This is a genomic window from Roseococcus sp. GW821-FHT12F05, assembly GCF_058806835.1.
In genome coordinates this window covers 368,803-388,856 of the sequence record NZ_JBXAQB010000002.1, presented here as the reverse complement: position 1 = coordinate 388,856, position 20,054 = coordinate 368,803, and the positions used below count along the sequence as shown (strand labels likewise).

Sequence of the window (20,054 nt, the reverse complement as noted above, 5' to 3'; positions counted from 1 at the left end):
CTGAGACAGGAGACGACCATAGCACGAGGCCCTATGCCCCCGACGCCCCCCTCACGTGAGGGGCCCCGCGTGAACGAGGAGATCCGTGTTCCGCAGGTGCGCCTGATTGACGAGGCGGGCGAGATGCTTGGCGTGATGAGTATTCGTGATGCGCTCTACAAGGCGTACCAGTCGGGTCTCGACCTGCTTGAGATCAGCCCGAACGCGGTGCCGCCTGTCTGCAAGATCACCGACTACGGCAAGTTCAAGTACGAGCAGCAGAAGAAGGCCAACGAGGCCCGGAAGAAGCAGAAGGTCGTCGAAATCAAGGAAATCAAGGTTCGCCCGAACATTGATGACCATGACTACGACGTGAAGATGAAGCAGGCCAAGAGCTTCATCGGCGAGGGCGACAAGGTGAAGGTCACCCTCCGCTTCCGCGGTCGCGAGATGGCGCACCAGGAGCTCGGCGTGAAGCTTCTGGAGCGGATCAGGGCCGAGCTGGTCGAGCTGGTGAAGGTCGAGTCCATGCCGCGGCTCGAGAACCGGCAGATGATCATGGTGCTGGCGCCCAAATAACGCCGAGGGCGTTACTTGGGAGTCTTTGTGTTCCATCGAACGCCGGGCGCCGCCTCCGGCGACTTGGCTTCGCCGGGTCACTCGGGTGTCAGGCTGGAAAGCGGAGCGGACGGCGCCGGCCGCTTTGCGGCGGGATCCTGGCGGCGCAGCTTGGTCCTGCCCGACGCCACCCCTCTGTTGACTTTTTGTGGCGTGGCGCGTAGGCGCTGTCTGCCGGGATCGTCCGGCATGGGTCCCGCATCAGGCGGGATCCCCGTCGCTCCGCGAGATTCGCGCAGCGGCGCGATTTTGTTTGGAGCGGATTTCGCGTGTTCGAGGCGTTGGGCAACAGGCTTCAGGGGGTGTTCGATCGGCTGCGCGGCCGCGGCGCGCTGTCCGAGGCCGACGTCTCCGATGCGCTGCGCGAGGTGCGCGTGGCCCTGCTCGAGGCCGACGTCGCGCTGCCCGTCGTCCGCGACATCATCGCCAAGGTCCGCGAGGGCGCCGTCGGGCAGGAGGTCATCCGCTCGATCCAGCCGGGACAGCAGGTCGTCAAGATCGTCCATGACGCGCTGGTCGAGGCGCTGGGCGGCGGTGACCAGGGGCCGCGTGGGCTGGACCTGAACGCGCCCTCGCCGGTGCCGATCCTGATGGTCGGCCTGCAGGGCTCGGGCAAGACCACGACCTCCGGCAAGATCGCCCTGCGCCTGCGCACGCGCGAGCGGAAGAAGGTGCTGCTGGCGAGCCTGGACGTGCACCGCCCGGCCGCGCAGCTCCAGCTGGCGCAACTGGCTGAGCGGGCCGAGGTGGTGAGCCTCTCGATCATCGCGGGGCAGTCGCCGCTGCAGATCGCCGAGCGCGCCATGGATCTGGGCCGGCGCGAGCTCTACGACATCGTCATCCTCGACACCGCCGGCCGCCTCGCGATCGACGATGCGTTGATGGACGAGGTCGCCGCGGTCAAGGCGGCGGTGAGGCCGCACGAGACGCTGCTGGTCGTCGACGCCATGACCGGCCAGGACTCGGTGAACACGGCGCGCGCCTTCAACGAGCGCGTCGGCGTCACCGGCATCGTGATGACGCGCGTGGACGGCGATGCCCGCGGCGGTGCCGCGCTTTCCATGAGGGCGGTGACCGGCGCGCCGATCAAGCTGCTCGGCGCGGGCGAGAAGCTGGACGCGCTCGAGGATTTCCACCCCGACCGCATCGCCAACCGCATCCTGGGCATGGGCGACATCGTCTCCCTCGTGGAGCGCGCGGCCGAGACCATCGATCAGGCCGAGGCGGAAAAGCTCGCGGCGCGCATGCAGAAGGGGCAGTTCAGCCTCGAGGATTATGCGAGCCAGCTGAAGCAGATCGGCAAGATGGGCAATCTGTCTGGCATCATGGGCATGCTGCCCGGCGCCCAGAAGATCAAGCAGCAGCTCGGTGACGCCAATCTGGATCAGTCGATCCTGAAGCGTCAGGCGGCCATCATCGGCAGCATGACCCTCGGCGAGCGCCGCAAGCCCGAGATCATCAAGGCGTCGCGCAAGAAGCGCATCGCCAGCGGCTCCGGATCCTCCGTGCAGGAGGTGAACAAGCTGCTCAAGCAGTTCGAGGACATGCGCGACATGATGAAGCGCATGAACAAGATGGGCCAGAAGGGGCTGATGCGTGGCGGGCTCGCCGCGCTCCTCCCCCAAGGCCGCAGGCCGTTCTGATGGACCGGCCGAACCCCTTTTTCAGTTCCAACTAAGGAGTTGCCCGATGGGCCTTAAGATCCGCCTTGCCCGCGCCGGCGCCAAGAAGCGCCCCTACTACCACATCGTGGTGGCCGACAGCCGCTCGCCGCGCGACGGCCGCTTCATCGAGAAGCTGGGCAGCTACAACCCGATGCTGCCGGCCGAGCACGAGGATCGCATCCGCCTGCAGGACGAGAAGATCAAGGAGTGGCTCGGCAAGGGCGCGCTCGCGACCGACCGCGTGGCCAAGTTCCTGGGCAAGGCCGGCATCATCGAGATGCCCGTGTTCCCCGAGCAGCCGAAGCAGTCCGCGCCGAAGAAGAAGGCGCAGGAACGCGCCGCGGCTGCCGCGCGCTGATCTGAAGGCATCGGGCTGAAGGCAGATGGCGGACGCGAAGGTCCTGTTGGGCGAGATCGGGAGGCCGCACGGCGTGCGGGGCCTGGTGCGCGTCCGCAGCTTCACCGCCGAGCCGGAAGACCTGACCGCCTATGGCCCGCTGACGGATGAGAGCGGCACGCGGCGCTTCGCGCTGGAGCTGCTTTCGGCCGATCTCGCGCGGATCGACGGCGTCGCGGATCGGGACGCCGCCGCGCGGCTGACCGGCACGCGGCTCTACGTCTCCCGCGATGCGCTGCCGCCGACCGAGGATCCGGACGAGTTTTACCTGTCCGATCTCGAAGGGCTGTCCGCCTTCACCGAGGCGGGTGCGCCGCTGGGTCGCGTCCGCGCGGTCGAGGATCACGGGGCAGGGGCCTTCCTCGTCCTGGAGGGGCCGCCCGAGCGGCTGGTTCCCTTCACGCGCGCGGCCGTTCCGGCGGTGGATCTCGGGGCGGGGCGGATCACCGTGGTGCCGCCGGCGGAGGTCGTCGTGGATGAGCAGGAGGGGGCGGCATGAGCTGGTCGGCCACCATCCTGACGCTCTTCCCGGAGATGTTCCCCGGTTCATTGGGGGTCTCCCTGGCGGGACGCGCGCTGCGCGAGGGCATCTGGTGCTGCGAGGCGCGCGACATCCGGGCGCATGCGCTGGACCGGCATCGCACGGTGGACGACACGCCCTTCGGCGGGGGGGCCGGGATGGTGATGCGTCCGGACGTGGTGGACACGGCCATCTCGGCGGCCATGCCGGACGGGGATGCTCGTCCGCTGATCTATCTGACGCCGCGTGGCCGGTTGCTGGACCAGAAGCTGGTGCAGGAACTTGCTGCAGGACCAGGCGTGGTGCTGCTCTGCGGGCGCTACGAGGGTGTCGATCAGCGCGTGATCGAGGCTCGCGGCATGATCGAGGTCTCGATCGGCGACTACGTGCTCTCCGGTGGCGAGTTGGCGGCCCTGACGCTGCTCGATGCCTGCGTCCGGCTCCTGCCGGGTGTGATGGGCGCGGCCGAGAGCGCCGTTGAGGAAAGCCACAGCGCTGGTCTTCTGGAATACGCGCAATACACCCGGCCCGCCGAATGGCAGGGCCGCGCCGTGCCGCAGGTGCTGCTCTCCGGCCACCATGCCGAGGTGGCCCGCTGGCGGCGGCAGGAATCCGAAGCCGTGACGCGCGAGCGCCGGCCTGATCTCTGGACCCGAATGCAGGTTGCAGGCGGCGGCGCCGCAGCCTAAATCCCTATCTCGAAAGGACTAATCCCATGAACCTGCTGCAGCAATTCGACGCCGACCAGAAGGCCCGCCTCATCGCCACGCGCCCCGTGCCTGAGTTCGCGCCCGGCGACACCGTCCGTGTCATGGTCAAGGTGGTCGAGGGCGAGCGCGTCCGCACCCAGGCCTATGAAGGCGTCGTGATCGCGCGGTCCAACCGCGGCCTGCACAGCAACTTTACGGTGCGCAAGCTCTCCTACGGCGAGGGCGTGGAGCGCGTCTTCCCGCTGCATTCCCCGGCGATCGCGGATATCTCCGTGGTCCGTCGCGGCAAGGTGCGTCGCGCCAAGCTGTACTACCTGCGGGGACGCACGGGTAAGTCGGCCCGCATCGCCGAGAAGCTGGGCCTGCGGACGCAGGCACCGGCCGCTGCCAAGGAAGCCGAGGAGGCCTGAGGCCCTCTCGCAGGCCGCGCCGCAAGGCGCGGCCTTTTTTGATCGATACCCGGTTTGGGGGAAATGCAAATGAGCGCCGAAAAGCCGCGCACCCTGTTCGATAAGATCTGGGCGCATCACGTCGTCGACACGCTGCCGGATGGCACCGCGCTTCTCTACATCGACCGCCACCTCGTCCATGAGGTGACGAGCCCGCAGGCCTTTGAGGGCCTCCGCGTCGCCGGCCGCCCCGTGCATCGTCCCGACGCGACGATGGCCGTCATCGATCACAACATCGCGACCGACGAGACGCGCTACACCGGGATCCTCGATCCGGAGAGCCGGCTGCAGGTCGAGACGCTCGAGCACAACGTCGTCGAATTCGGCGTGCCCTTCATCCCACTGCTCGATGCGCGTCAGGGCATCGTCCACGTGATCGGGCCGGAGCAGGGGCTTTCGCTGCCGGGCATGACGCTCGTCTGCGGCGACAGCCACACCTCCACGCATGGCGCCATGGGCGCGCTGGCCTTCGGCATCGGCACGAGCGAGGTAGAGCATGTGCTCGCCACGCAGACGCTGCTGCAGAAGCCCGCGAAGAACATGCGCATCGTGGTTGATGGCAAGCTGCCGCTCGGTTGCACCGCCAAGGACATCGTGCTGGCCATCATCGGCAAGATCGGCACGGCCGGCGGCACCGGCCACGTGATCGAATTCGCCGGCGAGGCCATCCGCGCGCTCGACATGGCCGGCCGCATGACGGTCTGCAACATGAGCATCGAGGCCGGAGCGCGCGCCGGCATGGTGGCGCCCGACCAAACGACCTTCGACTACGTGAAGGGCCGCCCCTTTGCGCCGAAGGGCGAGGCCTTCGATCGCGCCGTGGCCTGGTGGTCCACGCTGCCGAGCGATCCTGGCGCGCATTTCGACAAGGAGGTCTCCCTCCGCGCGGAGGACATCGTGCCCATGGTGACCTGGGGCACGAGCCCGGAGGATGTGGCGCCGATCACGGCGTCGGTGCCCGATCCGGCGCAGGCCGCGGACGAGACTCGCCGCGCCCAGCTCCAGCGCATGGTCGAGTATATGGGCCTGGTGCCGGGCCAGAAGCTGACCGAGCTCAAGGTGGACGTCGTCTTCATCGGCAGCTGCACCAACAGTCGCATCGAGGACATGCGGGCGGCCGCGGCCATCGCCAAGGGCCGCCACGTGGCCGAGGGCGTGCGGGCCATGGTCGTGCCCGGCTCGGGCCTCGTGAAGCTGCAGGCGGAGGAGGAGGGACTCGATCGCGTCTTCCTCGATGCCGGATTCGAATGGCGCGAGGCGGGCTGCTCGATGTGTCTCGGCATGAACCCCGACAAGCTGACGCCGGGCCAGCGTTCCGCCAGCACATCCAACCGCAACTTCGAGGGCCGCCAGGGGCCGGGCGGCCGCACGCACCTGCTCTCGCCCGCCATGGCCGCCGCGGCCGCGCTGGCGGGCCACCTGGCCGATGTCCGCGACTGGCAACCCGTAGGGAGCGCCTGATCCATGAAGCCCTTCACGACCCTGACCGGCGTCGCCGCACCCTTGCCGGCGGCGAATATCGACACCGACAAGATCATTCCCGCGCGCTTCCTCAAGACCATCGCGCGCACGGGTCTCGGCAAGTACCTCTTCGCCAATATGCGCTTCAACGAGGATGGCTCGGAGAAGCCGGACTTCGTGCTGAACCAGCCCGCCTATCGCAACTCCGAGATCCTCATCGCCTATGAGAATTTCGGCTGCGGCAGCTCGCGCGAGCACGCGCCCTGGGCGCTGCTGGATTTCGGCATCCGTTGTGTTATCGCGCCGGACTTCGCCGACATCTTCCACAACAACAGCTTCAAGAACGGCATCCTGCCCATCCGGCTGCCGCGCGAGATCTGCGAGAAGCTGATGGACGACGCCAAGCTGGGCGGCAATGCGCGCCTCACGGTGGATCTGGAGCGCTTGGTGGTGGTGCGGCCGAACGGCGAGGAGATCCCTTTTGAGATCGATCCCTTCCGCCGACACTGCCTGCTGAACGGCCTCGACGATATCGGCCAGACGTTGCAGCACAAGCCTGCCATCGACAGCTTCGAGGCACGCCAGCGTGCCGCGCAGCCCTGGCTCTACGCCTGAAAGATATCTGATGTCTGCGAACAAGAAGCTGCTCGTCCTGCCGGGTGACGGCATCGGCCCCGAGGTCATGGCCGAGGTACGGCGTGTGATCGATTGGATGGAGCGTCGCCGGCGAGCGAGCTTCGAGATCGTGGAAGGTCTCGTGGGCGGCGCCGCGCTCGACGCGGAGGGCACTCCGTGCCCCGACAAGACGGTCGCTGCGGCCCGGGAAGCCGATGCCGTGCTGTTCGGCAGCGTGGGCGGGCCGAAGTGGGATACGCTGCCCTTCGACCGCCGCCCTGAACTCGGTATCCTGCGCCTGCGCAAGGATCTCGGCCTCTTCGCGAATCTGCGGCCGGCGATCGTGTTCGACCCGCTGGCGGATGCCTCCTCGCTGAAGGCCGACGTCGTGCGCGGCCTCGACATCATCATCGTGCGCGAGAGCACGGGCGGCATCTATTTCGGCGAGCCGCGCGGCGTGCACACCGACGCCAACGGCAAGCGCGTCGGCGTCGATACCGAGGTCTATTCGGAGGACGAGATCGCGCGGGTGGCGCGTGTCGCCTTCGATCTCGCCCGCAAGCGCCGGAACAAGGTGACGAGCACCGAGAAGGCCAACGTCATGCAGAGCGGCCGCCTCTGGCGTGCCGTAGTCAGCGAGATCCACAAGGCTGAATTCAGCGACGTCGAGCTCGAGCATATGTATGCCGACAACGCTGCCATGCAGCTCTGCTCGCGCCCGAAGCAGTTCGACGTGATCCTGGCGTCCAACCTCTTCGGCGACGTGCTGAGCGATCTGGCGGCGGCGCTGACGGGCTCCCTGGGCATGCTGCCCTCGGCCACGCTGGGCGCCGTCGGGGCCGACGGGAAGCGCTATGCGCTCTATGAGCCGATTCATGGGTCGGCTCCGGACATCGCGGGCCGCGGCATCGCGAATCCCTGTGCGCAAATCCTGTCCTTCGCGATGCTGCTGCGCTGGTCCTTCGGTATGGAGGAGGATGCACGGCTGATCGAGCGTGCGGTCGAGCAGGTCCTGGCTGGCGGGATGCGTACGGCGGACATCATGCAGCCCGGCATGGCGCGCATCAGCACGGCGGTGATGGGCGAAAGTGTCGTGCGGGAACTCGACAAGCTCGGGGCCTGAATTTCGTTCTGCAATAAAGCCGGGCCAGGGGGTTGCGCCCCACGAATTGGAGGGGTATCTCCCCGGCCCACGGCAGGCGCCCGTAGCTCAATGGATAGAGCACCAGACTACGGATCTGGGGGTTGGGAGTTCGAATCTTCCCGGGCGCGCCATTTTCTCACATCGCTGCCTTCACTGGCCGAACGCACCAAGCGAAGACGGCTTGGCGGTCTTCGGTCTTGAACCCGGCGCAGGCCGCTTGACGCCGTATCCCGCGCTATTCCGGTTCGATCCCTGCCGCGCGGATTGCGTTGGTCCACTTCACCGTCTCGCTCCGGACGAAAGCCGCGGCTTCCTCGGGCGAGGAAGGCGTCACCGCCATGCCCAGCGTGTCGCCGAGCCGCTGACGCAGCTCGGCATTCGCCGCGGCATGCCGGACGGCGGCGTTGAGGCGCGCGATGGCCGGCGCGGGCGTCGCCGCCGGCACCACCATCACGAACCAGGCGAAGAGCTCGTAGTCCGGCAGGTTCGCGGCCTCGGCCACCGTCGGCACGTTCGGGAGCTGCGGCGAGCGTGTCTTCGTGGTGGCTGCCAGGACACGGAGCTGGCCGTTCTGCGTCGAAGGCAGGATCACCGCCTGGTCGGCCACGAAGACGTCCACGCGCCCAGCGACCAGGTCCTGCACCGCCAGCGGCGAGGAGCGGTAGGGCACGTGCAGCATCTTTACGCCGGCCATGGAGGCGAGCATCTCGGTCGCGACGCGCTGCGAGGCCGAGGTGGAGGCATAGGAAATGGCCTCGGGCCGGACGCGCGCGGCGGCCAGCAGGTCGTTCAGCGTGCGGTACGGGCTGTTCTGCGGCACGGCGACGAGCAGCGGCACCGAGGCCAGCAGCGAGACCGCGGCGAAGTCCTTTTCCATGTCGAAGGGGACGCGGCGGAACAGGGCGTTGGCCGCCGCATTGGTGGAATTGGTGCCGAAGAGCACGGTCAGCCCGTCCGGCGCCGCGCGCGCCACGGATTCCGCGCCGATGAGGCCCGAGGCTCCCGCGCGGTTCTCAACCACCACGGGCTGGCCCAGGGTCTCGCGCATGCGCTCGGCGAAGAGGCGGGCGACGATGTCGGTGGCGCTGCCGGCGGCGAAGGGGACGATGCCGCGCACGGGCGCATTCGGCCAGTCCTGCGCGAGGGCGGGCCATGCGAGGCCCGAGGTGGCGGCGGCCAAGAGCGCGCGACGATGCATGAGGTTTCCTCCGATTTCCCTTCGGCAATAAGCGGGCCTGGAGCGGCCGGCAAGGTCAGGACGGGGTCAGGCAACCGCGTGGCGCAGCGCCTCATGGGCAGCTGTGCTGGCCCTGGCGAGGCGGAGCAGCGCCGGCAGTTCCCAGGGCCGCCGCGCGAGCGACAGGAGCACCCGCAGCGGCGCCGGCGAGCCGTCCGGCTTGAGGCCGACCGCGGCGGCACGGGGCAGGACGTCATCCGGACCGTCGGCGACCCCCCGCAGCGCCGCGAAAGGGATGCCCCGCGCCAGGGCGAAGCGCGCGGCGACGCCGCTCTCCATGTCCACGGCCACCGCCCGGGTCGCGCGATGCAGGGCGCGCTTGGCCTCCACCGAGGCGAGCAACGTGTCGCTCGCCGCCAGGATCGCCGAAGCGGCCGAGGTCTGACGGATCAGTGCCGCCCGCCAGTTGGGATCGACGGGAAGGCTCTCGGAGAGCGAGCGCAGCGCCGTCGCGACGAAGATGTCGCCCGTGGCTGCATTTGGCGCCAGCCCGCCGGCGATGCCGAAGGAGAGCACGCCGGTCACGTCGCCCGGCAGCGCTTCCAGCAACGCGGCCAGCCGGATCGGATCGCCGCCCGAGATCACCACGCGCGTGCCTTTCGGCAGCAGCGCCGCCTCGCTTTTCAGCCCGACGGCAACGACGGCACCATCCGGGACCAGCTCGTCAGCCATCGAGCGGCGGCGCCAAGTCCTTCCAGGGGGCAGCGCGCTCGTAGCCTTGCGCCGCGCGCAACAGCAGCGCCTCGGTGAAGGACGGGCTCGCCAGTTGCAGCGAGAGGGGCAGACCGCCAGAGGACAGTCCGGCCATGACCGTTACCGCCGGATGGCCCGTCACGTTGAAGGGCGTACGCGCCTGGCGGGGATAGGTGCGCTCCACCGCCTCCGTGTCGTCGATGCGGCAGGCCGGATCCATGCTGCTGGCGGTGAGCAGCAGGTCCACCTTGTCGAAGGCGGCCTCGACGGCCGCGATCAGCTTGGTCCGGTCGCGTGCGGCATGCATCAGGTCCACGGCCGGGATGAAGAGGCCGGGGAGCAGGCGCCGCCGCGTGACGCCAGCATAATAGTTGGGGCGGGTCTTCAGCCATTCCTCATGCACCACCGCCGCCTCGGACTGGAGGATGGTGCGGTTCACCGCAGCGAACTCGCCGAGCGGCGGCAAGGTGATGATGCGGATCGTGGCGCCCTCGGCCTCCATCAGGGCAGCGGCAGCCTCCAGCGCGGCCGCGACTTCGGCGTCGGCCGGCGTGTCGGTCTCGTGGAAGTGGCGGACGAAGCCGATGCGCAGCCCCTTCAGGCCCTTCCCAAGGTCGCGCGTGTAGTCCTCATGCCCACCGGACATGACGTTCAGCATCAGCGCCGAATCATCGACCGTCCGGGTCAGCGGCCCGACATGGTCGAGCGAGAAGGCGAGGGGGAAGACGCCCTCGCGGGAGACCAACCCGTAGGTCGGCTTCAGCCCCACGAGACCGCAATGCGAGGCCGGGTGCCGCACGCTGCCGCCCGTGTCGGTGCCGAGGGCGGCCGGCATCATCCGCGCCGCCACCGCCGCGCCCGATCCGGAGGAGGAGCCACCCGGGTGGTGCGCCGGGTTCCAGGGGTTGCGCGCGGGCGGGAAGGGCAGGTCGAAGGCCGGCCCGCCGATCGCGAATTCATGCGTGGAGAGCTTTCCGGGGAAGACCGCGCCGGCGGCGCGCAGCAGCGCCACCACCGCGGCGTCGCGATCCGCCATGTGGTCCAGGCGCTGGCGGGAGTGGCAGGTCGTCGGATGACCGGCGAGGTCGATGATGTCCTTGATGCCGACGGGGATGCCGTGCAGCGCCGAGCGTGGCCCGCTGCGGATGATCTCGGCCTCGGCCGCCTGGGCACCGGCGCGGGCCTCCTCCTCGGTGAGGCGGATGAAGGCGTTGAGCTTCGGGTCCAGCGCGGCGATGCGCGTCAGGCAGTCCTCCAGCAGTTCCACCGGCGAGAGCCTTTTGCTGGCGATCTGCGCGCTGGCCTCGGCGAGGCTGAGCTGGTGCGGCGCGCTCATCGGCAGGGCGCCAGGTGGCCGGGCGTCGGCTCCAGCGTGGGGTCGCTGGTGCGGGGGAGGGCGGCGCGCTGCCGGGCGACAGTGGCCAGGGCCTGGCGGACGTCGTCTGGAAACTCGCGCGCGGTCTCTTCCAGGCCGGCGGCGCGGATCAGGGCCGCCAGGGTCGCGTCATCCATCGGGATTCTCTCGTGCTTGGAGGCCGCAGCTTGGCCCAAGCCATCCCGCACGAAAAGCAGGGGGCGGATGAGGGCATCCGCCCCCTGAAGTTGGGAGGCCGCCTGGCCCGGAGACCTTCGGCGGCGATCCTGAGAGAGTTGGGAGGGGTCAGGGGGACAACTCCCGGAGCGAAGGATCGCCGCCGTCCGCTTAACACTGCGTTAGCGCCGCCGGAGAATTCACCCGAGGTTCCGCCCGGCCCGGCTTTTCGCTATCCACTTCGGACCATTGGGGGATGATGCATGCTGCCGCTGCAGGGAATGAAGATCGTGGAGCTCGGCCATTACATCGCCGCTCCCTTCTGCACGCGGCTGCTGGCCGATCTCGGCGCTGAGGTCATCAAGGTCGAGCCGCCCAGCGGTGATCCCTTCCGCGGCTGGGGCGCGCAGAAGGACGGGCATTCCGTTTGGTTCAGCGTGCATGGACGCAACAAGCTCTCCGTCACGCTCGACCTGAAGAGCGAGGAAGGAAAGCGCCGCGTGAAGGCCCTCTGCGCCCGCGCCGACGCCATGGTGGAGAATTTTCGCCCCGGCTACCTGGAGCGGATCGGCCTCGGCCCCGCCGTGCTGCAGGTGGAGAATCCCGGCCTCGTGATCGCGCGCATCAGCGGCTACGGCCAGGACGGCCCCTACCGCGACAAGCCGGCCTTCGGCGCGATCGGCGAGGCCATGGGCGGGCTGCGCCACCTCACCGCGAACCCCGGCGTGACCGATCATCCGCCGCCGCGCTGCGGCGTCTCCATCAGCGACGACCTGGCCGGCATGTATGCCGCGCTGGCGCTGGTGTCCTCCTGCTGGGGCCGCGATCGGGGGACGGGTCGGGGCCGGGTCCTGGATCTCGACCTGGTGAGCAGCGTCTTCAGCCTCACTGAGGGCATGCTGCCGGAGCACGGGCTCTTCGGCTGGGTGCGCCAGCCCGCCGGCGCCGCCATCCCGACGGCTGCGCCCACCAACACCTATCTCTGCGCCGATGGGAAGTGGCTCTGCATCGCCGGCAATTCCGACCTGATCTTTCGCCGCCTTATGGAGATGATCGGCCGCCCGGAACTTGCCGCCGATCCGCGCATGGCGACCAATGGCGGCCGCTGCGCCCATGCCGGCGAACTCGACGCCGCCATTGGCGAGTGGACGAAGACGCTGCCGGCGGTCGCCGCCGAGGCCGCGCTCGACGCGGCCGAAGTGCCATGCTCGCGCCTCTACGACATCGCCGACTGCACCAATGACCCGCATTTCCGCGCCCGCGAGATGGTGATGGAGGTGCAGGACCCGCTGCTTGGCCCGGTCCTGCACCCCGCGCCGCCCTTCCGGCTGGATGGCGTGGCACCCGCGGACATGGTCCGCTGGACGGGACGCGCCGCCGGCGCCGACAATGACCATGTGTTTCACGAATTGTTGGGGGAAGCCCGATGAAGGTCACGCTCTCCGAGGTCAGCCCGCGCGACGGGCTGCAGCCGATCACAGGCTTCGTCCCCACCGAGACGAAGATCGCCCTGGTCCGCGCCCTGCACGAAGCGGGTGTCACGCGCATGGAGGTCGGCAGCTTCGTCAGCCCCCGTGCCATCCCGCAACTCGCCGATACCGGTGAAGTGCTGAAAGTCGCAAAGCAGCTCGAGGGGCTGGAATGCACCGTGCTGGTGCCCAACCGCCGCGGCTTCGAGGCGGCGGTGGCGGCGGGCGCCGACCGGCTCGGGCTCTTCATGTCGCTGACCGAAGGGCACAACAAGGCCAACCTCAACCGCACGCGGATGGAGAGCTTCACCGACCTTTCCGCCATCGTGCGCGACACGCCGAAGGGCACGAAGATCCGGTTCAACCTTTCCTGCACCTTCCATTGCCCCTTCGAGGGCGTGGTCCCCGAGGCCGAGGCGCTGGAATGGGTGGAGCGCGTCCAGGCGCTGGACTCGGAGATGGAGGTCGCGCTCTGCGACACCACGGGCAATGCGGCGCCGGACCAGGTGGGCCGGTTGATGCGCCACTCCATCGAGCATTGGGGCCCGCGCTTCGCTTTCCATGGGCACGACACCTACGGCATGGGCCTCGCCAACATGGCGGCGGCCTGGGAGGCCGGCTGCCGGGTCTTCGACGCGGGCTCGGGCGGCATCGGCGGCTGCCCCTACGCGCCGGGCGCCACGGGCAACACGGCCATGGAGGACGCGGTCTGGATGTTCGGCCGCATGGGTGTCGAGACCGGCATGAACTGGCAGCGGCTGATCGCGGCGGCCGATATGGCGGCGGCCATTCCGGGCGCGTTGCCCGGTGGCCGCGTCCGCGGCGTGCCGGCGGCGCGCTCCGCAGCATAGGGATGCGCAATTCGGGGCTTGGCGACCCAGCCCCGATCCCCTAGACACCCCCGCAAGGTGGCACCCCTGGAGGCCGCCCGTTTCCGTTTGTGCGGAAGCAAACACACCCGAATAGGAGCGAGTGGCATGGTCCAAACCATCCGGATCGAAGCTGCGGCGCGCGGGCGTGCCGGTAAGGGGGCGGCGCGCGCGACCCGGCGAGAGGGGCTTGTCCCCGGCGTTGTCTATGGGGCGAAGCAGGAGGCCACTCTGGTCGCCTTCGATCCCCGCGACATCATGAAGGAATTGCACAAGGGCGGCTGGCAGTCGCACCTCTATGAGGTGGCGGTCAAGGACGGCCCGACCGAGCGTGCCCTGATGCGCGACATCCAGTTCGATCCCGTGACGGATCGTCCGCTGCACATCGATTTCCAGCGCCTGGCCGCCGGCGCGCGCATCCGCGTGAAGGTGGCGGTGGCCTTCCTCAACGAGGAGACCTCCCCCGGCATCAAGGCTGGCGGCGTGCTGAACGTCGTCCGCCGCGAGGTCGAGGTGCTGGCCGATCCCGATGCGGTGCCGGAGAAGTTCGAGATCGATCTGGCCGAGGCCAAGATCGGCGACAGCCTGCGCTGGTCCGCGATCAAGGACACGGCCGGGACGAAGCCCGTGATCGCGGGCCGCGACTTCGTGGTGGCCACGCTGGCCGCGCCGACCGTGGTGGAGGATGCCCCCGTGGCCGCCCCCGCCGCCGCGCCCGAGGCCGCCAAGCAGAAGAACCCGGCCGGAGCGGCCTCGACTTCTGCCAAGGGCCCTGCGAAGAAGAAGTAAGGTTGGGCCATGCTGCTCTGGGTGGGGCTCGGCAATCCCGGGCCGGAACACGCGAAGCAGCGGCACAATATCGGCTTCATGGCGCTCGACGCCATCGCACGCCGCCACGGGTTCTCCCCGTGGCGGTCCAAGTACAAGGGCGATGTCGCCGAGGGATCCCTCGGCGGGGACAAGATCCTGCTCCTCAAGCCCATGACCTACATGAACGCCAGCGGCGATTCCGTGCGGGCCGCCGCCGGCTTCCACAAGATTCCCGCCGCCGACATCTGGGCCTGGCACGACGAGCTCGACCTCGCGCCCGGAAAGGTCCGGGTGAAGAAGGGCGGCGGCACCGCCGGCCATAACGGGCTGCGCGACATGCAGCGCGCGCTCGGCACGGCGGATTTCGGACGCATCCGTCTTGGCATCGGCCATCCCGGCCACAAGGACCGCGTGACTGGCCATGTGCTGGGCAACTTCGCCAAGGTGGACACCTGGGTGGAGCCGCTGCTCGATGCGCTGGCCGACGCCGCGCCCCTGCTGGCCCAGGGGAAGTCCGAGGATTTCATGACGCGGGTGGCGCTGCTCACCCAGGAGAAGATCTGATGGAGCCCATGGTGGTGGAGGAGTTCTTCGGCGGCCCCGGCCCCGAGGACCTGCTGAACGCGGCGGCCGCCATCGCCCAGGCGCTGCGGCAATTCGCCGCCGTCGAGGCCCAGGCCGCCGGTGGCCTGCGCGCCTGCCTGCCCAGCGCGACCGATCCCGGCCCGATCAGCGACATCCGCCGCGCCAAGTCGGTGGCCCAGGCCGCCGCCGAGGCCGCGAGCCGCGGCGCCCTGCTGCTGGAGGCGGCCGACATCCTGGCCCCCGGCGGCACCGTCGCCGAGCTCGCCGCGGCGCTGGCCACCGCCACCAAGCGCGCCGGCCTGCCGCCTACGATCCTGGTGCCGCAGCTCCGCGCCGCCGCCCTCTCCCTGCCGACGGACGACGCCTCCGCGCGCATCGCCGCCGCCATCCGCGTGCAGGAACTGGCTGCCGCGCTCAACGCCTGATCGGACGGAACAATGGGTTTCAACTGCGGCATCGTCGGACTGCCCAATGTCGGCAAGTCCACGCTCTTCAACGCTCTGACCCAGACGGTCGCGGCGCAGGCGGCGAACTATCCCTTCTGCACCATCGAGCCCAATGTGGGCCGTGTGGCGGTGCCCGACCCGCGGCTCCAGCAGCTCGCCACCATCGGCAAGAGCCAGAAGATCGTCCCCACCAGCCTGGAATTCGTGGATATCGCGGGCCTGGTGCGCGGCGCCTCGAAGGGCGAGGGGTTGGGCAACCAGTTCCTCGGCAATATCCGCGAGGTAGACGCCATCGTGCATGTCCTGCGCTGCTTCGAGGATGGCGACGTCACCCATGTGGACGGCGCCGTGGACCCGATCCGCGACGCCGAGACCGTCGAGACCGAGCTCATGCTGGCCGACCTCGACAGCCTGGAGAAGCGCGTCATCGCGCTGCAGAAGAAGGCGCGCGGCGGCGACAAGGAATCCGCCGCCCAGCTTGCGCTGATCGAGCCGATCCTCGCCGCGCTCCAGGCCGGCCGCGCGGCGCGCACGGCGGTGCCGAAGGGTGAGGAAGCCGCCGCGAGCAAGCTCGGCCTGATGACCACCAAGCCCGTGCTCTATGTCTGCAATGTGGATGAGGGCTCGGCTGCGACCGGCAATGCACACAGCGCGCGCGTGCTGGAATTCGCCAAGGCCGAGGGCGCCCGTGCCGTGATCGTCAGCGCGGCGATCGAGTCCGAGATCGCCCAGATGGCCGAATCCGACCGCGGCGAGTTCCTGGAGACGCTGGGCCTGGAGGACAGCGGCCTCGATCGCGTGATCCGCGCCGGATACGACCTGCTCGGCCTCATCACCTACTTCACCGTGGGCCCCAAGGAGACGCGGGCCTGGACGATCACCCGGGGCATGACGGCGCCCCAGGCGGCCGGCGTCATCCACGGCGATTTCGAGCGCGGCTTCATCGCGGCCGAGACCATCGGCTACGACGACTACATCGCCTACAAGGGCGAGCAGGGCGCCAAGGAAGCCGGCAAGATGCGCGTCGAGGGAAAGACCTATCTGGTGCGCGACGGCGACGTGATGCTCTTCCGCTTCAACGTCTGAGGCTCCGATGGAAGCGCTGCTGGATTGGCTCTATGCGGCGCTGGAACGGGATCCGACGGCGGTTGTCCTCCCCGTCGCCTGCATCTGCGGCCTGCTGATCGGCACCGAGCGCGAGCTGCGAGGCCATCACGGGCAGCTTCGCGTCTGTGTGCTGGTCTGCATCGCGGCGGCGGCCTTTTCGGACCTCGTCGTGACCCGGGCCGAGAGCACCAACTGGGCCAACGGTTTCGGCTCGATCGCCCAGGGTGTGGGCTTCCTCGGCGCCGGGCTCATCATGAAGGACGGATCCACGGTCCGCGGCGTCTCCACGGCCGCGACCCTGTGGTGCGTGGCGGCCGCAGGCGCGGCGGCAGGGGCGCGTGAAATCCTCTCCGCCATGGTCGTGACGCTGATCGTGGTGGGCGTGAACATCGTGCTCCGGCCGATCAGCATCTGGGCGCAACGCCAGCGACAGGGGCCGGAATCCGACGTCGAGTAGCGCCGCTACTCCAGGATCGCCGCCGCCGTCGCGGTCACCGGGACCTTGAGGTAGCGCACGCCGTTGCTCTCCGCCGGCGGGAAGCGTCCGGCGCGGACATTCACCTGGATCGAGGGCAGCAGCAGCGTCGGCGCGGCCAGCGTCGCATCCCGCGTCGTGCGGAAGGCGACGAACTCCTCCTCCGTCTTGCCGTCCTTCACATGCGGGTTGTGCGCGCGCTGCTCGGCGACGGTGCTCTGCCAGGCGAACTCGTCGCGGCCGGGCGCCTTGTAGTCGTGGCACATCCAGAGGCGGGTCTCGGGCGGCAGGGCCAGCAGGCGATGGATGGAGCGGAACAGCGTGCGCGCGTCGCCGCCTGGAAAGTCGCAGCGGGCCGTGCCGTAGTCGTGCATGAAGAGCGTGTCGCCGACGAAGACATCGCCCGTCGCCGCATTGCCGACGCGCACGTGATAGCCGATGCAGGCGGGCGTATGGCCGGGCAGGTGCATCACCTCGACCTCGAGGCCGCCGATGCGGAACTGCGTGCCGTCCTCGAAGAGCAGGTCGAAATCGCCGCCGTCGGGCGCGATCCCCTCCAGGTTGAAGACGGGCCGGAAGATGCGCTGCACCTCCGTGATGCGCGCGCCGATGCCGATGGGCGCGCCGGTGCGCGCCTTGATGAAGGGCGCGGCGGAGAGGTGGTCCGCATGCGCATGCGTCTCGAGGATATGGGTGACGCGCCAGCCGCCGGCCCTGGCCGCCACCAGAATCGACTCGGCCGAGCGCGTGTCGGCCGTGCCGGCCCTGTGGTCCCAGTCGAGCACCGGGTCGATGATGGCGGCCTCCCGCGTGGCGGGATCGCCCAGCAGGTAGCTCACCGTGTTGGTCGGCAGGTCGAAGAAGGCCTGGATATGCGGACCCATGCTCTGCTCTCCCCGGGAATCCGGTGCGATCCTAGCGGTTTCCGGCTGCTTCCCCATCAGAAATCGCTGACGCGGCCCTTCCGCTCCCAGTCGTTGTAGCGGGTAGGCTCTGGGCCGGTGGGGCCGCCATCCTCGCTGGCGGGCGAGGAATAAGGGCGCTTGGGCCGGTCGAGCTTCGTCAACGGCGGCGAGGGTCGCGGCGTTGCTGCGGGGGCAGGCGGGAAGGCGGGGGGCTTTTCATCCTCGGTCATGCCCCCGATCTGGGGTGAAAGGAGCGATTTCGGAAGATGTTCAGGACCTTCATTCTGCTGGCGGGGCTGACGGCGGTCTTCATGGCCATCGGCTATATGCTGGGCGGCAGCGGCGGCGCCGTGATCGCGCTGCTCATCGCCGGCGGCATGAACCTCTTCGCTTGGTGGGGCAGCGACGGCGTCGTGCTGCGCATGCACAACGCCCAGCCCGTGACGCCGGCCGAGGCGCCGCAGCTCTACCGGATGGTGGAGGGGCTGGCCGCGCGCGCGGGCCTGCCGATGCCGGCCCTCTATGTCATCCACGAGGACCAGCCCAACGCCTTCGCCACGGGCCGCAGCCCGGAGCATGGGGCCGTCGCAGTCAACACCGGCCTGCTCGACCTGATGGATGAGCACGAGGTGGCGGGCGTGATCGCGCATGAGTTGGCCCATATCAAGCATCGCGATACGCTGATCATGGCGGTCACGGCCACCCTGGCCGGCGCCATCGGCTTCCTCACCCAGTTCGGTGGGATGATGGCGCATGGGCGCGGCGATCAGCGCAACGGCAGCCCATTCGGCGTGATCGGCCTGATCATGCTCATGATCCTCGGTCCGCTCGCCGCGGCGCTGGTGCAGATGGCGATCAGCCGAACCAGGGAATACGAGGCCGATGCCGAGGGCGCCCGCATCTGCGGCGACCCGACCTGGCTCGCCAGCGGCCTCGCCAAGCTGGAGCAGGGCAAGATCGGCCGGGTGAACCAGACGGCCGAGGCCAACCCGGCCAGCGCGCATATGTTCATCATCAACCCGCTCTCTGGCTTCCGGCTGGACAGCCTCTTTTCGACCCACCCGCCGACGGAGGAGCGCATCGCCCGCCTCCTGGCGATGACCGGTTCCCCGATGGCCCCTTCGCCCGGCCGCGGCGCCTCGCCCTGGGCTGGTCCCGGCAAGCGCAACCCTTGGGCATGACATCAGGCGATTGCCGCCCGGCGAGGCAGCGGCGCCCCTAGGCGCCAGCCCCGCCGGGGAGGGCGGGGTGTTGCATTCCCGCGACCATGCCATGCTGCCTCCCTCGAATTGGAGGAGGTCCCATGTTCCGTACCGGCTTGGCCGCGCTTCTCGGCGTCGCAACCCTGGCATTCCCGGCACTGGCGCAGACCATCCCGCCTGGCCCGCGTATCGCCATCACGGCGGTGACCCAGCCGCTGCCGACCCAGCCGCAATTCGTCCTCGTCGATCAGCGCATCCTGCGTGACGGGTTGCGCGAGCGCAGCGGCGGCCGCATCGAAGTGACGCTGGCCAGCCACGCAGAGCGCAACCTCGCGGGCAACGAGATCGTCCGCCTCGTCCGCGCCGGCCAGGCCGAGATCGGCGCCGGCACGCTCTCCACCCTCTCGGGCGATGTGCCCATCCTGGACGGCGTGGACCTCTCCGGCCTCGCGCCCGACATCGCCCTGGCCCGCCGAATCGCCGATGCGATGACGCCCGTCGCCAACCGCGACCTCGAGCGCTTCGGCGTCCGCATCCTGGCGATGTATCCCTTCCCGGCGCAGGTGCTCTTCTGCCGTGCGCCCTTCACCACGATGGCCGACCTGCGCGGCCGCCGCATCCGCACCTTCGGCAACAGCCTCGTCGACTTCTACACGGCGCTCGGCGCGCAGCCGACCTCGATCGGCTTCCCCGAGGTCTATTCGGCGCTGGAGCGCGGCGTGGTGGATTGCGCCATCACCGGCTCCGGCTCGGGTGTCGCCGCCCGCTGGCCCGAGGTCTCGACCCATATCAGCGACCTTCCGGTGAGCTGGGCCGTAGCCGCCTATATCGTGAACCTCAGCTGGTTCAACCGGCTGGAGCCGCCGGTGCGCGAGCTGATCGAGGCGACCTTCCGCCAGGTGAGCGACGCCCAGTGGGAGCTCGGCGCCGCCGCCACGCGCGACGGCATCGACTGCGCCATCGGCAACCGCGACGCCTGCCGCATCCACACCCTGGCCACGCGCCCGATGACCGAGGTGAAGGCGACCGACGCCGACAAGGCCGAGACGCGCCGCATCTTCGAGCAGGTGGTGCTGCCCGGCTTCGTGCGCCGCTGCGGCGCGCGCTGCGGCGAGATCTACAACCAGACCATCGCACCGCTCTCGGGCGTCCGGTACGGCGGCTGAGC

24 protein-coding genes and 1 tRNA gene are annotated in these 20,054 nt (G+C 69.3%); 19 read left to right on the top strand and 6 right to left on the bottom strand.

Going from position 1 to position 20,054, the window contains the following annotated elements; genetic code table 11:
* Nucleotides 1-33: 33 nt before the first annotated feature.
* The 10 genes from infC to AC1ROY_RS06620 all read left to right on the top strand — a co-directional run bounded on the left by infC (nt 34) and on the right by AC1ROY_RS06620 (nt 7,688).
* On the top strand, nt 34-558 hold the full coding sequence (gene infC, locus AC1ROY_RS06665; protein WP_131550110.1) for a translation initiation factor IF-3: 525 nt from the start codon (nt 34-36) through the stop codon (nt 556-558).
* A gap of 308 nt (nt 559-866) precedes the next feature.
* Nucleotides 867-2,240, top strand: coding sequence for a signal recognition particle protein (gene ffh / locus AC1ROY_RS06660; RefSeq protein WP_493147814.1), 1,374 nt, complete (start codon nt 867-869; stop codon nt 2,238-2,240).
* Nucleotides 2,241-2,286: 46 nt separating this feature from the next.
* Nucleotides 2,287-2,619 (top strand): 30S ribosomal protein S16, encoded by a 333-nt coding sequence (rpsP, locus tag AC1ROY_RS06655; RefSeq protein ID WP_493147813.1) that lies wholly within the window; start codon nt 2,287-2,289, stop codon nt 2,617-2,619.
* 25 nt (nt 2,620-2,644) lie between these two features.
* Nucleotides 2,645-3,157 (top strand): ribosome maturation factor RimM, encoded by a 513-nt coding sequence (gene rimM, locus AC1ROY_RS06650; RefSeq protein WP_493147812.1) that lies wholly within the window; start codon nt 2,645-2,647, stop codon nt 3,155-3,157.
* On the top strand, nt 3,154-3,867 hold the full coding sequence (trmD, locus tag AC1ROY_RS06645) for a tRNA (guanosine(37)-N1)-methyltransferase TrmD (protein WP_493147811.1): 714 nt from the start codon (nt 3,154-3,156) through the stop codon (nt 3,865-3,867). Before rimM ends, trmD begins: the two co-directional genes overlap by 4 nt.
* A 26-nt stretch (nt 3,868-3,893) precedes the next feature.
* Nucleotides 3,894-4,298, top strand: a complete 405-nt coding sequence (gene rplS, locus AC1ROY_RS06640; protein ID WP_493147810.1) for a 50S ribosomal protein L19 — start codon at nt 3,894-3,896, stop codon at nt 4,296-4,298.
* Nucleotides 4,299-4,367: 69 nt separating this feature from the next.
* Complete coding sequence (gene leuC, locus AC1ROY_RS06635; protein WP_493147809.1) at nt 4,368-5,798, top strand: 3-isopropylmalate dehydratase large subunit; 1,431 nt, start codon at nt 4,368-4,370, stop codon at nt 5,796-5,798.
* A gap of 3 nt (nt 5,799-5,801) precedes the next feature.
* Nucleotides 5,802-6,413 carry a 3-isopropylmalate dehydratase small subunit gene (leuD, locus tag AC1ROY_RS06630; protein ID WP_493147808.1) on the top strand — a complete coding sequence of 204 codons (612 nt, stop codon included), beginning with the start codon at nt 5,802-5,804 and terminating at the stop codon, nt 6,411-6,413.
* 10 nt (nt 6,414-6,423) lie between these two features.
* Nucleotides 6,424-7,536 (top strand): 3-isopropylmalate dehydrogenase, encoded by a 1,113-nt coding sequence (gene leuB / locus AC1ROY_RS06625; protein ID WP_493147807.1) that lies wholly within the window; start codon nt 6,424-6,426, stop codon nt 7,534-7,536.
* 76 nt (nt 7,537-7,612) lie between these two features.
* A tRNA-Arg gene (locus tag AC1ROY_RS06620) sits at nt 7,613-7,688 on the top strand.
* 104 nt (nt 7,689-7,792) lie between these two features.
* Here AC1ROY_RS06620 and AC1ROY_RS06615 read toward each other — a convergent pair.
* The 4 genes from AC1ROY_RS06615 to AC1ROY_RS06600 form a co-directional block, all read right to left on the bottom strand.
* Nucleotides 7,793-8,755 carry a Bug family tripartite tricarboxylate transporter substrate binding protein gene (locus tag AC1ROY_RS06615; RefSeq protein ID WP_493147806.1) on the bottom strand — a complete coding sequence of 321 codons (963 nt, stop codon included), beginning with the start codon at nt 8,753-8,755 and terminating at the stop codon, nt 7,793-7,795.
* A 66-nt stretch (nt 8,756-8,821) separates the two neighbouring features.
* Nucleotides 8,822-9,466: a phosphorylase family protein gene (locus tag AC1ROY_RS06610; protein ID WP_493147805.1), complete on the bottom strand. Its 645-nt coding sequence runs from the start codon at nt 9,464-9,466 to the stop codon at nt 8,822-8,824.
* Nucleotides 9,459-10,823, bottom strand: a complete 1,365-nt coding sequence (locus tag AC1ROY_RS06605) for an amidase (protein WP_493147804.1) — start codon at nt 10,821-10,823, stop codon at nt 9,459-9,461. The genes AC1ROY_RS06610 and AC1ROY_RS06605 overlap by 8 nt, the downstream gene beginning before the upstream one ends.
* A complete protein-coding gene (locus tag AC1ROY_RS06600) occupies nt 10,820-10,999 on the bottom strand; it encodes a hypothetical protein (protein WP_493147803.1) in 180 nt (59 codons plus the stop codon). Before AC1ROY_RS06600 ends, AC1ROY_RS06605 begins: the two co-directional genes overlap by 4 nt.
* A 282-nt stretch (nt 11,000-11,281) precedes the next feature.
* Here AC1ROY_RS06600 and AC1ROY_RS06595 point away from each other — a divergent pair, with 282 nt between their 5' ends.
* The 7 genes from AC1ROY_RS06595 to AC1ROY_RS06565 all read left to right on the top strand — a co-directional run bounded on the left by AC1ROY_RS06595 (nt 11,282) and on the right by AC1ROY_RS06565 (nt 16,761).
* Nucleotides 11,282-12,448: a CaiB/BaiF CoA transferase family protein gene (locus AC1ROY_RS06595; RefSeq protein ID WP_493147802.1), complete on the top strand. Its 1,167-nt coding sequence runs from the start codon at nt 11,282-11,284 to the stop codon at nt 12,446-12,448.
* Nucleotides 12,445-13,338, top strand: a complete 894-nt coding sequence (locus AC1ROY_RS06590; protein WP_493147801.1) for a hydroxymethylglutaryl-CoA lyase — start codon at nt 12,445-12,447, stop codon at nt 13,336-13,338. Before AC1ROY_RS06595 ends, AC1ROY_RS06590 begins: the two co-directional genes overlap by 4 nt.
* Before the next feature lie 126 nt (nt 13,339-13,464).
* Nucleotides 13,465-14,145 carry a 50S ribosomal protein L25/general stress protein Ctc gene (locus AC1ROY_RS06585; protein WP_493147800.1) on the top strand — a complete coding sequence of 227 codons (681 nt, stop codon included), beginning with the start codon at nt 13,465-13,467 and terminating at the stop codon, nt 14,143-14,145.
* 9 nt (nt 14,146-14,154) lie between these two features.
* A complete protein-coding gene (pth, locus tag AC1ROY_RS06580; protein WP_493147799.1) occupies nt 14,155-14,730 on the top strand; it encodes an aminoacyl-tRNA hydrolase in 576 nt (191 codons plus the stop codon).
* Nucleotides 14,730-15,176, top strand: coding sequence for a hypothetical protein (locus AC1ROY_RS06575; RefSeq protein WP_493147798.1), 447 nt, complete (start codon nt 14,730-14,732; stop codon nt 15,174-15,176). The genes pth and AC1ROY_RS06575 overlap by 1 nt, the downstream gene beginning before the upstream one ends.
* Nucleotides 15,177-15,188: 12 nt before the next feature.
* Complete coding sequence (ychF, locus tag AC1ROY_RS06570) at nt 15,189-16,283, top strand: redox-regulated ATPase YchF (RefSeq protein ID WP_493147797.1); 1,095 nt, start codon at nt 15,189-15,191, stop codon at nt 16,281-16,283.
* Nucleotides 16,284-16,290: 7 nt separating this feature from the next.
* A complete protein-coding gene (locus tag AC1ROY_RS06565; RefSeq protein ID WP_493147796.1) occupies nt 16,291-16,761 on the top strand; it encodes an MgtC/SapB family protein in 471 nt (156 codons plus the stop codon).
* A 5-nt stretch (nt 16,762-16,766) separates the two neighbouring features.
* Here the strand turns inward: AC1ROY_RS06565 and AC1ROY_RS06560 are convergent, their stop codons facing one another.
* Both AC1ROY_RS06560 and AC1ROY_RS06555 read right to left on the bottom strand, forming a co-directional pair.
* Nucleotides 16,767-17,663, bottom strand: a complete 897-nt coding sequence (locus AC1ROY_RS06560; RefSeq protein ID WP_493147795.1) for an MBL fold metallo-hydrolase — start codon at nt 17,661-17,663, stop codon at nt 16,767-16,769.
* Between the two features lie 56 nt (nt 17,664-17,719).
* Nucleotides 17,720-17,914, bottom strand: a complete 195-nt coding sequence (locus AC1ROY_RS06555; RefSeq protein ID WP_493147794.1) for a DUF1674 domain-containing protein — start codon at nt 17,912-17,914, stop codon at nt 17,720-17,722.
* A 36-nt stretch (nt 17,915-17,950) separates the two neighbouring features.
* On the opposite strand from AC1ROY_RS06555, the gene htpX reads away from it, so the two are divergent.
* Both htpX and AC1ROY_RS06545 read left to right on the top strand, forming a co-directional pair.
* On the top strand, nt 17,951-18,865 hold the full coding sequence (gene htpX / locus AC1ROY_RS06550; protein WP_493147793.1) for a zinc metalloprotease HtpX: 915 nt from the start codon (nt 17,951-17,953) through the stop codon (nt 18,863-18,865).
* A 122-nt stretch (nt 18,866-18,987) separates the two neighbouring features.
* Nucleotides 18,988-20,052, top strand: a complete 1,065-nt coding sequence (locus AC1ROY_RS06545) for a TRAP transporter substrate-binding protein (protein WP_493147792.1) — start codon at nt 18,988-18,990, stop codon at nt 20,050-20,052.
* The last annotated feature ends 2 nt before the right edge of the window (nt 20,053-20,054 follow it).